Raw genomic sequence first — 14,157 nt, forward strand, 5'->3', positions numbered from 1 at the left:
TCTCTTTGGTACTAAGCTTTACTTGGAGTAAAGCTCGACGATCAGGTGTTCGTTAATGTCCGCAGACAGATCAGAACGTTCCGGCTGACGCTTGAACGTACCTTCCATCTTGCCAGCATCAACTTCCAGCCAGGTTGGCTTTTCACGCTGCTCAGCCAGCTCCAGAGCGGCTTTCACGCGAGATTGCTTTTTCGCTTTCTCACGAATGCTGACGACGTCGTTCGCTTTAACCTGATAAGAAGCGATGTTAACAACACGACCGTTTACCATGATAGCTTTATGGCTAACCAGCTGACGTGATTCAGCACGAGTTGCGCCGAAGCCCATACGGTATACAACGTTGTCCAGACGACCTTCCAGCAGAGCCAACAGGTTTTCACCGGTGTTGCCTTTCAGACGTGCTGCTTCTTTATAATAGTTACGGAACTGACGCTCCAGCACACCGTACATACGGCGAACTTTTTGCTTTTCACGCAACTGCACACCATAGTCAGACAGACGCGGTTTACGCGCACCGTGCTGGCCAGGAGCTTGTTCAATTTTACACTTGGTATCGATCGCGCGAACGCCAGACTTAAGGAACAGGTCTGTGCCCTCACGACGGCTCAGCTTGAGCTTAGGACCCAAATATCTTGCCATTTTCTTTCTCCAACAATCCTAGAAACGAGCGCGTTATACGCGACGTTTTTTCGGCGGACGACAACCGTTATGAGGGATCGGAGTCACATCAGTAATATTAGTGATGCGGAAACCAGCGGCGTTCAGAGCACGAATAGTAGATTCGCGACCCGGACCCGGACCTTTGACCATAACTTCCAGATTCTTGATGCCGTATTCTTTTACGGCTTCAGCGCAACGCTCTGCTGCAACCTGAGCTGCAAACGGAGTTGATTTACGCGAACCACGGAAACCGGAACCACCGGCTGTTGCCCAACCCAGTGCGTTACCCTGACGATCAGTGATGGTAACGATGGTGTTGTTAAAAGACGCATGGACATGAGCCACGCCATCAGAGACTTGTTTTCTTACACGTTTACGTGCACGAACTGGTGCCTTTGCCATTATTCAATCACCCCGATTATTTCTTGATCGGTTTACGCGGACCCTTACGGGTACGTGCGTTGGTCTTAGTACGCTGACCGCGAACCGGAAGACCACGACGATGGCGTAAACCACGATAGCAACCAAGGTCCATCAGACGCTTGATGCTCAGGGTGATTTCACGGCGCAGATCACCTTCAACGACAAATTTACCTACTGCTTCACGCAGAACTTCAATTTGTTCTTCAGACAGCTCACTGATCTTAACATTTTCAGCGATACCCGTGTCAGCACAGATGGCTTTAGAGCGGGTCTTGCCGATACCGAAAATAGCAGTCAATGCGATTACGGTATGTTTGTGATCAGGAATGTTAATGCCTGCTATACGGGCCACTATGCACTCCTACTATTTAATATGTACGCACCATGCTGAAAAGCCCGTTTTCAGGATACTCAAATGGAAACGCACAGACATACAAAAGATTGGCTGGCTAATCTAGCCAGCTCAATCCAACTTTGCAAGAAAAATATGCGAATAAATCAGCCTTGGCGCTGTTTATGCTTTGGCTCGGCACTGCAAATCACACGGATGACACCATCACGCTTAACGATTTTGCAGTTACGGCATAATTTCTTGACGGAAGCACGAACTTTCATTTTTACTCTCCGTAACTTCTCAGGCGACCAGTTATCGGCCGTAGCCTTTCAGGTTCGCCTTCTTCAATGCAGACTCGTACTGACTCGACATCATCAGAGTTTGCACTTGAGCCATAAAGTCCATAATCACGACGACAACAATTAGCAGCGAGGTTCCACCGAAGTAGAACGGCACCTTCATTGCATCACGCATGAACTCCGGGATCAGGCAGATAAAGGTAATATACAGTGCACCAACCAAAGTCAGGCGAGTCATTACTTTATCGATATACTTCGCCGTTTGCTCTCCCGGACGAATTCCTGGTACAAATGCACCGGACTTCTTCAGGTTATCTGCTGTTTCACGCGGGTTGAAAACCAAAGCCGTGTAGAAGAAACAGAAGAATATGATTGCAGACGCATAGAGTAACACATAAAGCGGTTGCCCAGGCTGCAAATACAGCGAAATTGTTGTCAGCCAGTTCCAACCGGTACCGCCCCCGAACCATGACGCGATGGTCGCAGGGAACAGAATAATACTGGAAGCGAAGATTGCAGGGATTACACCCGCCATATTCACTTTCAGCGGCAAATGTGTGCTCTGTGCAGCATAGACGCGACGACCCTGTTGACGCTTCGCGTAGTTCACCACAATGCGGCGTTGACCACGTTCAACGAATACAACAAAGAAGGTCACGGCAAACACTAATACTGCAACCAATAGCAACAGGAGGAAGTGCAGGTCGCCTTGACGCGCTTGCTCGATAGTATGGGCGATGGCCGGCGGGAGACCCGCAACGATACCAGCGAAGATAATGATCGAGATACCGTTTCCGATACCACGTTCAGTAATCTGTTCGCCGAGCCACATCAGGAACATAGTTCCTGTGACCAGACTTACAACAGCGGTGAAATAGAATGCAAAGCCCGGATTCATCACCAGGCCTTGCATACCAGGCATATTCGGTAGACCGGTAGCAATACCGATCGACTGGAATATCGCCAGCACCAGAGTACCGTAGCGGGTGTACTGGCTGATCTTACGACGACCAGACTCCCCTTCTTTCTTCATCTCTGCTAACGGCTGATAAACAACCGTCAACAGCTGGACAATGATCGATGCCGAAATATACGGCATGATGCCCAAGGCAAAGATAGAAGCACGGCTGAGGGCACCACCAGAGAACATGTTAAACATTTCAATGATAGTGCCTCGCTGTTGCTCAAGCAGTTTGGCAAGTACAGCGGCATCAATACCAGGGATCGGAATAAAAGAACCAATACGGAATACAATCAGCGCACCGATAACAAACAAAAGTCTGCGTTTCAGCTCGCCAAGTCCACCTTTGGCACTTTGAAAATCTAATCCCGGTTGCTTAGCCATCTGCTACTTATTCCTCAATTTTACCGCCAGCAGCTTCGATAGCAGCACGAGCACCTTTAGTCACGCGCAGGCCACGAACAGTTACCGGACGAGCTACCTCGCCAGAAAGAATCACTTTCGCGAACTCAATCTGAATACCGATAATGTTAGCTGCTTTCAGCGTGTTCAGGTCGACTACATCGCCTTCTACGTGAGCCAGATCGGAGAGACGAATCTCTGCAGTGATCATTGCTTTACGAGAAGTGAAGCCGAATTTCGGCAGACGACGGTACAGAGGCATCTGACCGCCCTCGAAACCGCGACGTACGCCACCGCCAGAACGAGAGTTCTGACCTTTGTGACCACGACCACCGGTCTTACCGAGGCCAGAACCGATACCACGACCCAGGCGCTTACCCGCCTTTTTAGAGCCTTCGGCCGGAGACAGAGTATTTAAACGCATCTCTTACTCCTCAACTTTAACCATAAAGGAAACCGCGTTGACCATACCACGAACAGCGGGAGTATCCTCGCGTTCTACGGTGTGACCAATACGACGCAGACCCAGGCCAAGCAGCGTTGCCTTGTGTTTCGGCAGACGACCGATTGCACTGCGGGTTTGAGTAATTTTAATAGTCTTTGCCATGGTTTATTTCCCCAGAATTTCTTCAACGGATTTACCACGCTTGGCAGCGACCATTTCTGGAGAATTCATATTTTCCAGGCCATCAATAGTTGCACGAACCACGTTAATCGGGTTGGTGGAACCATATGCTTTGGCCAGAACGTTATGAACTCCAGCAACTTCCAGAACGGCGCGCATTGCACCACCGGCGATGATACCGGTACCTTCGGAAGCTGGCTGCATGAATACACGAGAACCCGTATGAACACCTTTAACCGGGTGCTGCAGGGTGCCGTGGTTCAGCGCGACGTTAATCATATTGCGACGGGCTTTTTCCATCGCTTTCTGGATCGCTGCTGGAACTTCACGCGCTTTACCGTAACCAAAACCTACGCGACCGTTACCGTCACCAACTACAGTCAGAGCTGTGAAGGAGAAAATACGACCACCTTTAACGGTTTTAGATACGCGGTTAACCGCGATCAGCTTTTCCTGCAGTTCGCCAGCTTGTTTTTCGATGTGAGCCATCTTACACCTCTACCTTAGAACTGAAGGCCAGCTTCACGGGCAGCATCTGCCAGTGCCTGGACACGACCATGATATTGGAACCCGGAACGGTCAAAGGAAACATCTTTGATGCCTTTTTCCAGAGCGCGTTCAGCGACAGCTTTACCCACAGCTGCAGCCGCGTCTTTGTTACCGGTGTACTTCAGTTGTTCAGCGATAGCTTTTTCTACAGTAGAAGCAGCTACCAGAACTTCAGAACCGTTCGGTGCAATTACCTGTGCGTAAATATGACGCGGGGTACGATGTACCACCAGGCGAGTTGCACCCAGCTCCTGGAGCTTGCGGCGTGCGCGGGTCGCACGACGGATACGAGCAGATTTCTTATCCATAGTGTTACCTTACTTCTTCTTAGCCTCTTTGGTACGCACGACTTCGTCGGCGTAACGAACACCCTTGCCTTTATAAGGCTCAGGACGACGGTAGGCGCGCAGATCTGCTGCAACCTGACCGATCACCTGCTTATCAGCGCCTTTCAGCACGATTTCAGTTTGAGTCGGACATTCTGCAGTGATACCGGCCGGCAGCTTGTGTTCAACAGGATGAGAGAAACCTAAAGCCAGGTTTACTACATCCCCTTTAACCGCTGCACGATAACCTACACCAACCAGCTGAAGCTTTTTAGTGAAGCCTTCGGTAACACCGATAACTACTGAGTTAAGCAGGGCACGCGCGGTACCAGCCTGAGCCCAACCGTCTGCGAAACCATCACGCGGACCGAAAGTCAGTGCATTATCTGCATGTTTAACTTCAACAGCATCGTTGAGAGTACGAGTCAGCTCGCCATTCTTACCTTTGATCGTAATAACCTGACCGTTGATTTTTACGTCAACGCCGGCAGGAACAACGACCGGTGCTTTAGCAACACGAGACATTTTTTCCTCCGATTAGGCTACGTAGCAGATAATTTCGCCACCAAGACCAGCTTGGCGCGCTGCACGATCAGTCATAACACCTTTAGAGGTAGAAATAACTGCGATACCCAGACCTGCCATAACTTTAGGCAGCTCATCTTTACGTTTGTAGATGCGCAGACCTGGGCGGCTGACACGCTGAATGCTTTCTACAACAGCTTTACCCTGGAAATACTTAAGAGTCAGTTCCAGTTCCGGCTTGATGTCGCCTTCAACTTTAAAATCTTCAATAAAGCCTTCTTCCTTCAGCACGTTGGCAATTGCCACTTTCAGCTTGGAGGAAGGCATGGTGACCGCAGCTTTATTCGCGGCCTGACCGTTACGGATACGGGTCAGCATATCCGCGATCGGATCTTGCATGCTCATCTGTCTTTACTCCCGTGATTCAATTGGTGACAATTACCAGCTAGCCTTTTTCAGACCCGGGATTTCACCGCGCATAGCGGCTTCACGGACCTTAATACGGCTCAACCCGAACTTCCGCAGGAAACCATGCGGACGACCTGTTTGACGGCAGCGGTTACGCTGACGAGACGGGCTGGAATCACGCGGCAGAGTCTGCAGCTTGAGAACAGCATTCCAACGATCTTCGTCGGTTGCGTTCACATCAGAGATGATAGCTTTCAGTTCAGCGCGTTTAGCGAAGAATTTATCAGCTAAAGCCACGCGCTTTACTTCGCGTGCTTTCATTGATTGCTTAGCCATTAAGTAACCCTACCTTACTTGCGGAACGGGAAGTCAAAGGCAGCCAGAAGAGCGCGGCCTTCTTCATCAGATTTCGCAGTAGTGGTAATGGTAATATCCAAACCACGAACGCGGTCGACTTTATCGTAGTCGATTTCTGGGAAGATGATCTGCTCACGGACACCCATGCTGTAGTTACCACGACCATCAAATGACTTAGCGGACAGGCCACGGAAGTCACGGATACGCGGTACAGCAATAGTGATCAGGCGCTCAAAGAACTCCCACATGCGTTCGCCACGCAGGGTTACTTTACAGCCGATCGGATAGCCCTGACGGATTTTGAAGCCTGCAACTGATTTGCGTGCTTTGGTGATCAACGGCTTTTGACCGGAGATTGCTGTCAGATCCGCTGCTGCGTTATCCAGCAGTTTCTTGTCAGCGATCGCTTCACCAACACCCATGTTCAGGGTGATCTTCTCGACCCGAGGGACTTGCATGACAGAATTGTAGTTAAACTCAGTCATGAGTTTACCAACTACTTCGTCTTTGTAGTAATCATGCAGTTTCGCCATCGTACTACTCCAAATTACTTGATAGTTTCGCTGTTAGACTTGAAGAAACGGACTTTTTTGCCGTCTTCGAATCTAAAGCCTACACGGTCAGCCTTGCCGGTTGCCGCATTGAAGAGTGCAACGTTAGAAACCTGAATTGCAGCTTCTTTTTCAACGATGCCACCTGGTTGGTTCAGGGCCGGAACCGGCTTCTGATGTTTCTTAACCAGGTTGATACCTTCAACAATGAGCTTGCCGGAAGACAAGACATTCTTAACTTTACCGCGTTTACCTTTATCTTTACCGGTTAACACGATAACTTCGTCATCACGACGGATTTTCGCTGCCATGATTCGCTCCTTTAGAGTACTTCTGGTGCCAGAGAGATAATTTTCATGAACTTCTCGGTACGAAGCTCACGAGTTACCGGCCCAAAAATACGCGTACCGATGGGCTGCTCGCTGTTATTGTTGAGAATAACGCATGCATTACCATCGAAGCGAATGACAGAACCGTCCGGGCGACGAACACCCTTCTTGGTGCGCACCACTACCGCCTTCAGCACATCACCTTTTTTGACCTTACCACGCGGAATTGCTTCCTTGATGGTGATCTTGATGATGTCGCCTACGCCTGCGTAGCGACGGTGCGAGCCACCCAGAACCTTGATACACATTACGCGACGTGCACCGGAGTTGTCGGCGACGTTCAGCATAGTCTGTTCTTGGATCATTTTAGTGCTCCGCTAATGTCAACTACTACTGAGACCCAAAATCGAGCCGTTAAATATCCCCATATCGAGGGCGCGGCATTATAACACCGGAAATCGGATATGGGTAGAAAAAATAAACGGCTCATCGCTGAGCCGTTTATCCGTTGAGAATACGGCCCTATTACAGAACCGCTTTCTCTACGACGCGAACCAGCGTCCAGGACTTAGTCTTGGACAGCGGACGGCATTCGTGGATTTCGACCACGTCACCGATACCGCATTCGTTGTTCTCGTCATGTACGTGCAGTTTGGTCGTACGCTTGATGAACTTACCGTATACCGGGTGTTTCACCACACGTTCGATAGCAACAACGATGGATTTCTCCATTTTGTTGCTAATTACACGACCTTGCAGAGTACGGATTTTATCGGTCATTACGCACCCGCCTTCTGAGTCAGTAAAGTCTTAACGCGTGCAACATCACGACGCACTTGCTTCAGCAGGTGAGTCTGTTGCAGCTGGCCACTTGCAGCCTGCATGCGCAGGTTGAACTGCTCACGCAGCAGATTCAGCAGCTCAGCGTTCAGCTCTTCAACGCTTTTTTCACGCAGCTCTTTTGCTTTCATTACATCACCGTCTTAGTTACAAAGGTGGTTTTGATAGGCAGTTTCGCTGCTGCCAGGCCGAAGGCTTCACGGGCCAGCTCTTCCGGAACACCGTCCATTTCATACAGGACTTTACCCGGCTGAATCAAGGCAACCCAGTACTCCACGTTACCTTTACCTTTACCCATACGAACTTCCAGCGGCTTCTCGGTAATCGGTTTGTCCGGGAAAACACGGATCCAGATTTTACCTTGACGCTTAACTGCACGGGTCATAGCACGACGTGCTGCTTCGATCTGACGTGCAGTCAGACGACCACGGCCAACAGCTTTCAGACCGAAAGTGCCGAAGCTAACATCCGTACCCTGCGCCAGACCACGGTTGCGGCCTTTGTGCACTTTACGGAATTTTGTACGCTTTGGTTGTAACATCAGCGACGCTCCTTATTTACGGCCTTTACGCTGCTGCTTTTTAGGTTGAGCAGCCGGTTCCGGTTGTTCAACAGCAGCCATACCACCCAGGATCTCGCCTTTGAAGATCCATACCTTAACGCCGATTACACCGTAAGTGGTGTGCGCTTCAGAGGTGTTGTAGTCGATGTCAGCACGCAGAGTGTGCAGCGGTACGCGACCTTCACGGTACCATTCGGTACGTGCGATTTCCGCGCCGCCCAGACGGCCGCTAACTTCAACTTTGATACCTTTAGCGCCCAGACGCATTGCGTTCTGTACAGCACGCTTCATAGCACGACGGAACATAACGCGACGTTCCAGCTGTGAAGTGATGCTATCAGCAACCAATTTAGCGTCCAGTTCTGGCTTACGAACTTCGGCGATGTTGATCTGTGCAGGAACGCCAGCGATATCCGCTACGACCTTGCGCAGTTTTTCTACGTCTTCGCCTTTCTTACCGATAACGATGCCCGGGCGAGCGGTGTGAATAGTCACACGAATGCTCTTAGCCGGACGCTCGATAACGATACGAGATACGGACGCTTTAGCCAGTTCCTTAGTCAGGAACTGACGTACTTTAAAATCGCTGTCCAGGTTGTCAGCGAATTCTTTGGTGTTCGCGAACCAGGTAGAGTTCCATGGTTTGACAATACCCAGGCGAATACCATTAGGATGTACTTTCTGACCCATTGCTAGTCTCCAGAGTCTCAGCGATCGGACACAACCACAGTGATGTGGCTGGTGCGCTTCAGGATGCGATCTGCACGACCTTTCGCACGCGGCATAATGCGCTTCATGCTCGGGCCTTCGTCTACGAAAATTTTCGTAACTTTCAGATCGTCAATGTCAGCGCCATCGTTGTGTTCAGCGTTAGCAATGGCAGATTCCAGTACCTTCTTGACCAGTACAGCAGCTTTCTTGTTGGTGTAGGTCAGAATATCCAGGGCCTGCGACACTTTCTTACCGCGAATCAGGTCAGCTACAAGGCGAACCTTCTGAGCAGAAGAACGAGCATGGCGATGTTGAGCTAAAGTTTCCATCTCTTCCTCCTACCTTATTTCTTCTTCGCTTTTTTATCAGCAGCATGGCCGCGATAAGTACGAGTCGGTGCGAATTCACCCAGTTTGTGACCAACCATTTCGTCGGAAACAAAGACTGGAACGTGCTGACGACCATTATGGACAGCGATGGTCAAACCGATCATGTTAGGAAAGATCGTTGAACGACGGGACCAAGTGCGCAGGGGCTTCTTGTCTCCGCTTTCCACCGCTTTCTCTACCTTCTTCAGCAAGTGCAGGTCAATAAAAGGACCTTTCTTGAGAGAACGTGGCATGGCTTATCCTCTAAAATTATTTGCTACGGCGACGTACGATGAATTTATCAGTACGCTTGTTGCTGCGGGTCTTCTTACCTTTGGTCTGCAGGCCCCACGGGGAAACCGGGTGCTTACCAAAGTTACGACCTTCACCACCACCATGTGGGTGGTCGACTGGGTTCATCGCAGTACCGCGAACGGTAGGACGAATACCACGCCAGCGTGCAGCACCTGCTTTACCCAGAACGCGCAGCATATGCTCAGCATTGCCAACTTCGCCCAGAGTAGCGCGGCAGTCTGCTTCGACTTTACGCATTTCACCAGAACGCAGACGCAGGGTGACATAAGCACCATCACGAGCAACGATCTGAACGTAAGTACCAGCGGAACGTGCCAGCTGACCGCCTTTACCTGGTTTCATTTCTACGTTATGAACGGTAGAACCAACCGGGATATTGCGCATCGGCAGGGTGTTGCCTGCTTTGATTGCAGCATCAACGCCAGACTGAATCTGGTCGCCAGCTTTCAGGCCTTTAGGGGCCAGGATGTAACGGCGCTCGCCATCTTTGTACAGAACCAGCGCGATGTTCGCGGAACGGTTCGGATCGTACTCAAGACGCTCAACAACTGCCGGGATACCATCTTTGTTGCGTTTGAAGTCAACAATACGGTAAGCCTGCTTGTGGCCACCACCGATATGACGGGTGGTGATACGGCCATTGTTGTTACGACCACCGGATTTGCTGTTTTTTTCCAGCAACGGAGCAAAAGGTTTGCCCTTGTGCAGCTCAGGGTTAACCACTTTAACAACGTGGCGACGACCCGGAGATGTCGGTTTACATTTAACAACTGCCATTGTATTACTCCTCCGACTTACTCAGCGCCGCCAACGAAGTCCAGATTCTGGCCTTCCTTCAGGGTGACGTAAGCTTTTTTCCAGTCGCTACGACGACCGATACGCTGTCCGTGACGTTTAACTTTCCCTTTAACTACCAGGGTGTTAACGACTTCGACTTCGACTTCAAACAGTTTCTGCACAGCAGCTTTGATTTCTGCTTTAGTCGCGTCTTTAGCAACTTTGAGAACGATGGTGTTTGTTTTTTCCATCGCAGCAGACGCTTTTTCAGAAACGTGCGGTGCACGCAGCACCTTCAGCAGACGTTCTTCACGAATCATGCCAGCATCTCCTCAACTTGCTTAACAGCATCAGCAGTCATTACGACTTTGTCGAAGGCGATCAGGCTAACCGGGTCGATACCAGTTGCATCGCGTACGTCAACCTTGTGCAGGTTGCGCGCAGCCAGGAACAGGTTCTCGTCCAGCTCACCGGTGATGATCAGCACATCTTCCAGAGCCATGTCTTTCAGTTTCTGTGCCAGCAGCTTAGTTTTAGGCGCTTCTACAGAGAACGTCTCGACAACGATCAGACGATCCTGACGTACCAGTTCGGACAGAATGCTTTTCAGCGCGCCGCGGTACATCTTTTTGTTAACTTTTTGACTGTGGTCCTGCGGGCGAGCAGCGAAGGTTACGCCACCGGAACGCCAGATCGGGCTCTTAATAGAACCTGAACGCGCACGGCCGGTACCTTTCTGGCGCCACGGCTTTTTGCCTGAACCAGTTACTTCAGCACGAGTCTTCTGAGCACGAGTACCCTGACGAGCACCAGCTGCATAAGCAACTACAACCTGGTGAACCAGCGCTTCGTTGAAATCACGACCGAAGGTAGTTTCGGAAACAGTCAGCGCGCTCTGCGCGTCTTTCAATACTAATTCCATTGCTATCCCCTTACGCCTTCACAGCTGGTTTAACGATCAGGTCGCTACCGGTAGCACCCGGGACCGCGCCTTTAACCAGCAGCAGGTTGCGCTCAGCGTCAACACGTACTACGTCCAGGCTCTGAACAGTGACACGTTCGTTGCCCAGCTGACCTGCCATTTTCTTGCCTTTGAACACTTTGCCCGGAGTCTGGTTCTGACCGATAGAACCCGGAACGCGGTGAGACAAGGAGTTACCGTGCGTAGCGTCCTGGGTACGGAAGTTCCAGCGCTTAACGGTACCAGCAAAACCTTTACCTTTAGAGGTACCGGTTACGTCAACTTTTTTAACGTCAGCAAACAGTTCAACGCTAATGCTCTGACCTACGGTGAATTCTTCACCGTCGGCAAGACGGAATTCCCACAGGCCGCGGCCAGCTTCAACGCCAGCTTTAGCGAAGTGACCAGCTTCCGGCTTGGTTACACGGTTAGCTTTTTTAGCACCGGTGGTAACCTGAATTGCGCGGTAACCGTCGTTAGCCAGGTCTTTAACCTGTGCAACACGGTTTGCTTCAACTTCGATTACGGTTACTGGGATAGATACGCCATCTTCAGTGAAGATGCGGGTCATACCCACTTTTTTACCGACTAAACCAATCATTGTTTCAACCTCTCAATCGCTCGATGACCTGATTAACCCAGGCTGATCTGCACGTCTACACCGGCAGCCAGATCCAGACGCATCAGAGCATCAACGGTTTTCTCAGTTGGCTCAACGATGTCAACCAGACGCTTGTGAGTGCGAATTTCGTACTGATCGCGCGCATCTTTGTTGACGTGCGGAGAGATCAGAACGGTAAAGCGCTCTTTGCGGGTCGGCAGCGGGATCGGACCACGGACCTGCGCACCAGTGCGCTTAGCAGTCTCGACGATTTCCGCGGTTGATTGATCGATCAGACGATGATCAAACGCTTTAAGACGGATACGGATTCTTTGGTTCTGCATGAGACCAGAGCTCCAATTATTTATAGACGAAATGGTTACTCCTCATACCCATTACGATTGATGGGAGAGTGTAACCGTTCTTACATAGTTCCCCGATTGGGAACATTGTTTGATAGCTAAAAGCTCTATCAGGGTTCATATCGAACCGGCCTGCCAATTTTGACAGGCCCGCGCATTATACGCAAAATCGGACCCAACACAAGGGCTGCGTAGAAAATCATCATTTATATTTGCGAGGCTGCTGGAGAAAGTGGTGTTGCCGGCTGAAAAATAGCAAACAGAGTGGATTACCGCGCGTAAAGCCAGCCATCGCACTTTGCCGTTCGCACCTTGCCCGGTCAGAATCGACGTAAACAACTCATCCGCCGGGGTATCGCATGTACATGACCCTCCCCTTCCTGCTTTTCTACTGCGGGTTTTCTCTGGCGCTCTGCTGGCACGACCTGCGGCATGGGCTGCTTCCCGACCGTTTGACCTGTCCCCTGCTCTGGCTTGGCCTGCTGTTTTATCTTTGTCTGATGCCGACGGGCCTGGAAAATGCCGTCTGGGGTGCTATCGCGGGGTATCTGGCCTTTGCTTTAGTCTACTGGGTTTACAGAGGGGTTCGTGGGTATGAGGGGTTAGGCTATGGCGATGTGAAATTTCTTGCCGCTCTCGGCGCCTGGCACGGCTGGCAGTCGCTGCCGCAGCTGGTATTCATGGCGACGCTCATCGCCTGCGCCACGCTGCTACTGCGCGTCGTTATCTTGAATCGCCGAGGGGTTATGAACAACCCGCTGCCGTTTGGCCCTTTTTTGGCTGCAGCGGGTTTTTACTGTGGATGGCAAACGCTTTTAGTCAGCAACTTTAATCTGTGACTGGAGATAATTTTGCAGGCCAATTTTACCGATCAGGTCCAGCTCGGTTTCCAGCCAGTCAATGTGGCCTTCCTCATCGGCAAGGATTTCAATCAGCATATCGCGGCTGACATAATCGTGGACGCTGTCAGCATAGGCGATAGCCTCGCGTAAATCTTTGGCGCCTTCCAGCTCCAGCCTTAAATCGGACTGCAGCATCTCCTCAACGTCTTCACCGATACCCAGCTTGCCAAGATCCTGCAGATTGGGCAGTCCTTCAAGAAACAAAATACGCTCGATATATTTATCGGCGTGCTTCATTTCATCAATGGATTCATGGTATTCGACATCGTTGAGGCGCATCAGGCCCCAGTTCTTGAACATCCTGGCATGGAGAAAGTACTGATTTATTGCGACAAGCTCATTTCCCAATAATTTATTGAGATAACTTATGACTTTGACATCACCTTTCATTATATAGTCCCTCCGCTTCCACTCATTGAAGCGTAGTTCGCACTATATAGATGTCAAAGAAAAGCCGGAGATCTCAGGCGATCTCTTTATATTCCGGCATGTGAGTTAATTCATCTTCCATGATCTCGCGAGCAGCGCGGACGCATTTACCACATTGATTTCCAACGGGAATAAACTTACGCAACTGCTGAAAAGATTGAGGGTGAAATTGACGCACGGCCTGACGAATTTTTTTATCGTTTACACCATTACACAAACAAACGTACATATTCACTCCCGTTCAATTTATGCTCAAAGTGTAAATGAGAATAGTTATGATTACAATAGTCTCTCTATATAATCGATCCGATAAGGCATTTTTTTATATTAGTCGTTCTCGCGCTTAGCGGGTCTAAATGACGGGCAGCAAAAAGGGCGCCGAAGCGCCCTTTTAATTCAGAACTAAAGGATTAGCTCAGAACTTTAGCAACAACGCCCGCACCTACAGTACGGCCGCCTTCACGGATTGCGAAACGCAGACCGTCGTCCATCGCGATCGGGTGGATCAGGGTAACAACCATTTTGATGTTGTCGCCCGGCATTACCATCTCTACGCCTTCCGGCAGTTCGATGGTGCCAG

29 protein-coding genes and 1 pseudogene are annotated in these 14,157 nt (G+C 50.3%); 1 reads left to right on the forward strand and 29 read right to left on the reverse strand.

Features of this window, described 5'->3' with window-relative positions; genetic code table 11:
- Positions 1–18: 18 nt before the first annotated feature.
- The 26 genes from rpsD to rpsJ form a co-directional block, all read right to left on the reverse strand.
- Positions 19–639: a 30S ribosomal protein S4 gene (gene rpsD / locus GVK32_RS26940; protein ID WP_004868345.1), complete on the reverse strand. Its 621-nt coding sequence runs from the start codon at positions 637–639 to the stop codon at positions 19–21.
- A 33-nt stretch (positions 640–672) separates the two neighbouring features.
- Entirely contained in the window at positions 673–1,062 is a 390-nt protein-coding gene (rpsK, locus tag GVK32_RS26945) for a 30S ribosomal protein S11 (protein WP_004138423.1), read from the reverse strand.
- Positions 1,063–1,078: 16 nt separating this feature from the next.
- Positions 1,079–1,435, reverse strand: coding sequence for a 30S ribosomal protein S13 (gene rpsM, locus GVK32_RS26950; protein ID WP_041142962.1), 357 nt, complete (start codon positions 1,433–1,435; stop codon positions 1,079–1,081).
- A 146-nt stretch (positions 1,436–1,581) separates the two neighbouring features.
- Positions 1,582–1,698 (reverse strand): 50S ribosomal protein L36, encoded by a 117-nt coding sequence (gene rpmJ / locus GVK32_RS26955; RefSeq protein ID WP_000868187.1) that lies wholly within the window; start codon positions 1,696–1,698, stop codon positions 1,582–1,584.
- Between the two features lie 31 nt (positions 1,699–1,729).
- A complete protein-coding gene (secY, locus tag GVK32_RS26960; RefSeq protein ID WP_041142963.1) occupies positions 1,730–3,061 on the reverse strand; it encodes a preprotein translocase subunit SecY in 1,332 nt (443 codons plus the stop codon).
- Between the two features lie 7 nt (positions 3,062–3,068).
- Positions 3,069–3,503 carry a 50S ribosomal protein L15 gene (rplO, locus tag GVK32_RS26965; protein WP_041142964.1) on the reverse strand — a complete coding sequence of 145 codons (435 nt, stop codon included), beginning with the start codon at positions 3,501–3,503 and terminating at the stop codon, positions 3,069–3,071.
- Positions 3,504–3,506: 3 nt separating this feature from the next.
- Positions 3,507–3,686 (reverse strand): 50S ribosomal protein L30, encoded by a 180-nt coding sequence (gene rpmD, locus GVK32_RS26970; RefSeq protein ID WP_001140434.1) that lies wholly within the window; start codon positions 3,684–3,686, stop codon positions 3,507–3,509.
- A 3-nt stretch (positions 3,687–3,689) separates the two neighbouring features.
- Positions 3,690–4,193, reverse strand: coding sequence for a 30S ribosomal protein S5 (rpsE, locus tag GVK32_RS26975; protein ID WP_004106339.1), 504 nt, complete (start codon positions 4,191–4,193; stop codon positions 3,690–3,692).
- Between the two features lie 14 nt (positions 4,194–4,207).
- Positions 4,208–4,561 carry a 50S ribosomal protein L18 gene (gene rplR / locus GVK32_RS26980; RefSeq protein ID WP_000358960.1) on the reverse strand — a complete coding sequence of 118 codons (354 nt, stop codon included), beginning with the start codon at positions 4,559–4,561 and terminating at the stop codon, positions 4,208–4,210.
- Positions 4,562–4,570: 9 nt separating this feature from the next.
- Positions 4,571–5,104, reverse strand: a complete 534-nt coding sequence (gene rplF / locus GVK32_RS26985; RefSeq protein ID WP_041142965.1) for a 50S ribosomal protein L6 — start codon at positions 5,102–5,104, stop codon at positions 4,571–4,573.
- Between the two features lie 12 nt (positions 5,105–5,116).
- Positions 5,117–5,509, reverse strand: coding sequence for a 30S ribosomal protein S8 (rpsH, locus tag GVK32_RS26990; RefSeq protein WP_004106343.1), 393 nt, complete (start codon positions 5,507–5,509; stop codon positions 5,117–5,119).
- Positions 5,510–5,542: 33 nt separating this feature from the next.
- On the reverse strand, positions 5,543–5,848 hold the full coding sequence (gene rpsN / locus GVK32_RS26995; RefSeq protein ID WP_002919667.1) for a 30S ribosomal protein S14: 306 nt from the start codon (positions 5,846–5,848) through the stop codon (positions 5,543–5,545).
- A 14-nt stretch (positions 5,849–5,862) separates the two neighbouring features.
- Positions 5,863–6,402: a 50S ribosomal protein L5 gene (gene rplE, locus GVK32_RS27000; protein WP_041142966.1), complete on the reverse strand. Its 540-nt coding sequence runs from the start codon at positions 6,400–6,402 to the stop codon at positions 5,863–5,865.
- Positions 6,403–6,416: 14 nt separating this feature from the next.
- Positions 6,417–6,731, reverse strand: a complete 315-nt coding sequence (gene rplX, locus GVK32_RS27005; RefSeq protein ID WP_041142967.1) for a 50S ribosomal protein L24 — start codon at positions 6,729–6,731, stop codon at positions 6,417–6,419.
- A gap of 11 nt (positions 6,732–6,742) precedes the next feature.
- On the reverse strand, positions 6,743–7,114 hold the full coding sequence (gene rplN / locus GVK32_RS27010) for a 50S ribosomal protein L14 (protein ID WP_002919748.1): 372 nt from the start codon (positions 7,112–7,114) through the stop codon (positions 6,743–6,745).
- A 160-nt stretch (positions 7,115–7,274) separates the two neighbouring features.
- Complete coding sequence (rpsQ, locus tag GVK32_RS27015) at positions 7,275–7,529, reverse strand: 30S ribosomal protein S17 (protein WP_041142968.1); 255 nt, start codon at positions 7,527–7,529, stop codon at positions 7,275–7,277.
- Positions 7,529–7,720, reverse strand: a complete 192-nt coding sequence (gene rpmC / locus GVK32_RS27020; RefSeq protein WP_002919754.1) for a 50S ribosomal protein L29 — start codon at positions 7,718–7,720, stop codon at positions 7,529–7,531. Before rpmC ends, rpsQ begins: the two co-directional genes overlap by 1 nt.
- On the reverse strand, positions 7,720–8,130 hold the full coding sequence (gene rplP / locus GVK32_RS27025; protein ID WP_002919759.1) for a 50S ribosomal protein L16: 411 nt from the start codon (positions 8,128–8,130) through the stop codon (positions 7,720–7,722). Before rplP ends, rpmC begins: the two co-directional genes overlap by 1 nt.
- Positions 8,131–8,142: 12 nt before the next feature.
- Positions 8,143–8,841 (reverse strand): 30S ribosomal protein S3, encoded by a 699-nt coding sequence (gene rpsC / locus GVK32_RS27030; protein WP_002919766.1) that lies wholly within the window; start codon positions 8,839–8,841, stop codon positions 8,143–8,145.
- 17 nt (positions 8,842–8,858) lie between these two features.
- Complete coding sequence (rplV, locus tag GVK32_RS27035) at positions 8,859–9,191, reverse strand: 50S ribosomal protein L22 (protein WP_000448832.1); 333 nt, start codon at positions 9,189–9,191, stop codon at positions 8,859–8,861.
- A gap of 14 nt (positions 9,192–9,205) precedes the next feature.
- Positions 9,206–9,484: a 30S ribosomal protein S19 gene (gene rpsS, locus GVK32_RS27040; RefSeq protein WP_001138115.1), complete on the reverse strand. Its 279-nt coding sequence runs from the start codon at positions 9,482–9,484 to the stop codon at positions 9,206–9,208.
- Positions 9,485–9,500: 16 nt separating this feature from the next.
- Positions 9,501–10,322 carry a 50S ribosomal protein L2 gene (gene rplB, locus GVK32_RS27045; RefSeq protein ID WP_041142969.1) on the reverse strand — a complete coding sequence of 274 codons (822 nt, stop codon included), beginning with the start codon at positions 10,320–10,322 and terminating at the stop codon, positions 9,501–9,503.
- A gap of 17 nt (positions 10,323–10,339) precedes the next feature.
- Complete coding sequence (gene rplW / locus GVK32_RS27050; RefSeq protein ID WP_004868363.1) at positions 10,340–10,642, reverse strand: 50S ribosomal protein L23; 303 nt, start codon at positions 10,640–10,642, stop codon at positions 10,340–10,342.
- Positions 10,639–11,244 (reverse strand): 50S ribosomal protein L4, encoded by a 606-nt coding sequence (gene rplD, locus GVK32_RS27055; RefSeq protein ID WP_015960716.1) that lies wholly within the window; start codon positions 11,242–11,244, stop codon positions 10,639–10,641. The genes rplW and rplD overlap by 4 nt, the downstream gene beginning before the upstream one ends.
- 10 nt (positions 11,245–11,254) lie before the next feature.
- Positions 11,255–11,884: a 50S ribosomal protein L3 gene (rplC, locus tag GVK32_RS27060; RefSeq protein WP_004868374.1), complete on the reverse strand. Its 630-nt coding sequence runs from the start codon at positions 11,882–11,884 to the stop codon at positions 11,255–11,257.
- A 32-nt stretch (positions 11,885–11,916) separates the two neighbouring features.
- Complete coding sequence (rpsJ, locus tag GVK32_RS27065; RefSeq protein WP_001181005.1) at positions 11,917–12,228, reverse strand: 30S ribosomal protein S10; 312 nt, start codon at positions 12,226–12,228, stop codon at positions 11,917–11,919.
- Positions 12,229–12,605: 377 nt separating this feature from the next.
- On the opposite strand from rpsJ, the gene GVK32_RS27070 reads away from it, so the two are divergent.
- Positions 12,606–13,085, forward strand: coding sequence for an A24 family peptidase (locus tag GVK32_RS27070; protein ID WP_159873786.1), 480 nt, complete (start codon positions 12,606–12,608; stop codon positions 13,083–13,085).
- On the opposite strand, the gene bfr is transcribed toward GVK32_RS27070, so the two are convergent.
- The 3 genes and pseudogenes from bfr to tuf form a co-directional block, all read right to left on the reverse strand.
- Positions 13,062–13,538: a bacterioferritin gene (gene bfr / locus GVK32_RS27075; protein ID WP_041142971.1), complete on the reverse strand. Its 477-nt coding sequence runs from the start codon at positions 13,536–13,538 to the stop codon at positions 13,062–13,064. The two genes, GVK32_RS27070 and bfr, sit on opposite strands and share 24 nt — an antisense overlap.
- Before the next feature lie 73 nt (positions 13,539–13,611).
- On the reverse strand, positions 13,612–13,806 hold the full coding sequence (gene bfd / locus GVK32_RS27080; protein ID WP_159873787.1) for a bacterioferritin-associated ferredoxin: 195 nt from the start codon (positions 13,804–13,806) through the stop codon (positions 13,612–13,614).
- Between the two features lie 181 nt (positions 13,807–13,987).
- Positions 13,988–14,157: pseudogene (tuf, locus tag GVK32_RS27085) on the reverse strand (elongation factor Tu); the annotation flags it as partial.

Source organism: Klebsiella sp. 18074, assembly GCF_902705905.1.
Classification (GTDB): domain Bacteria; phylum Pseudomonadota; class Gammaproteobacteria; order Enterobacterales; family Enterobacteriaceae; genus Klebsiella; species Klebsiella terrigena.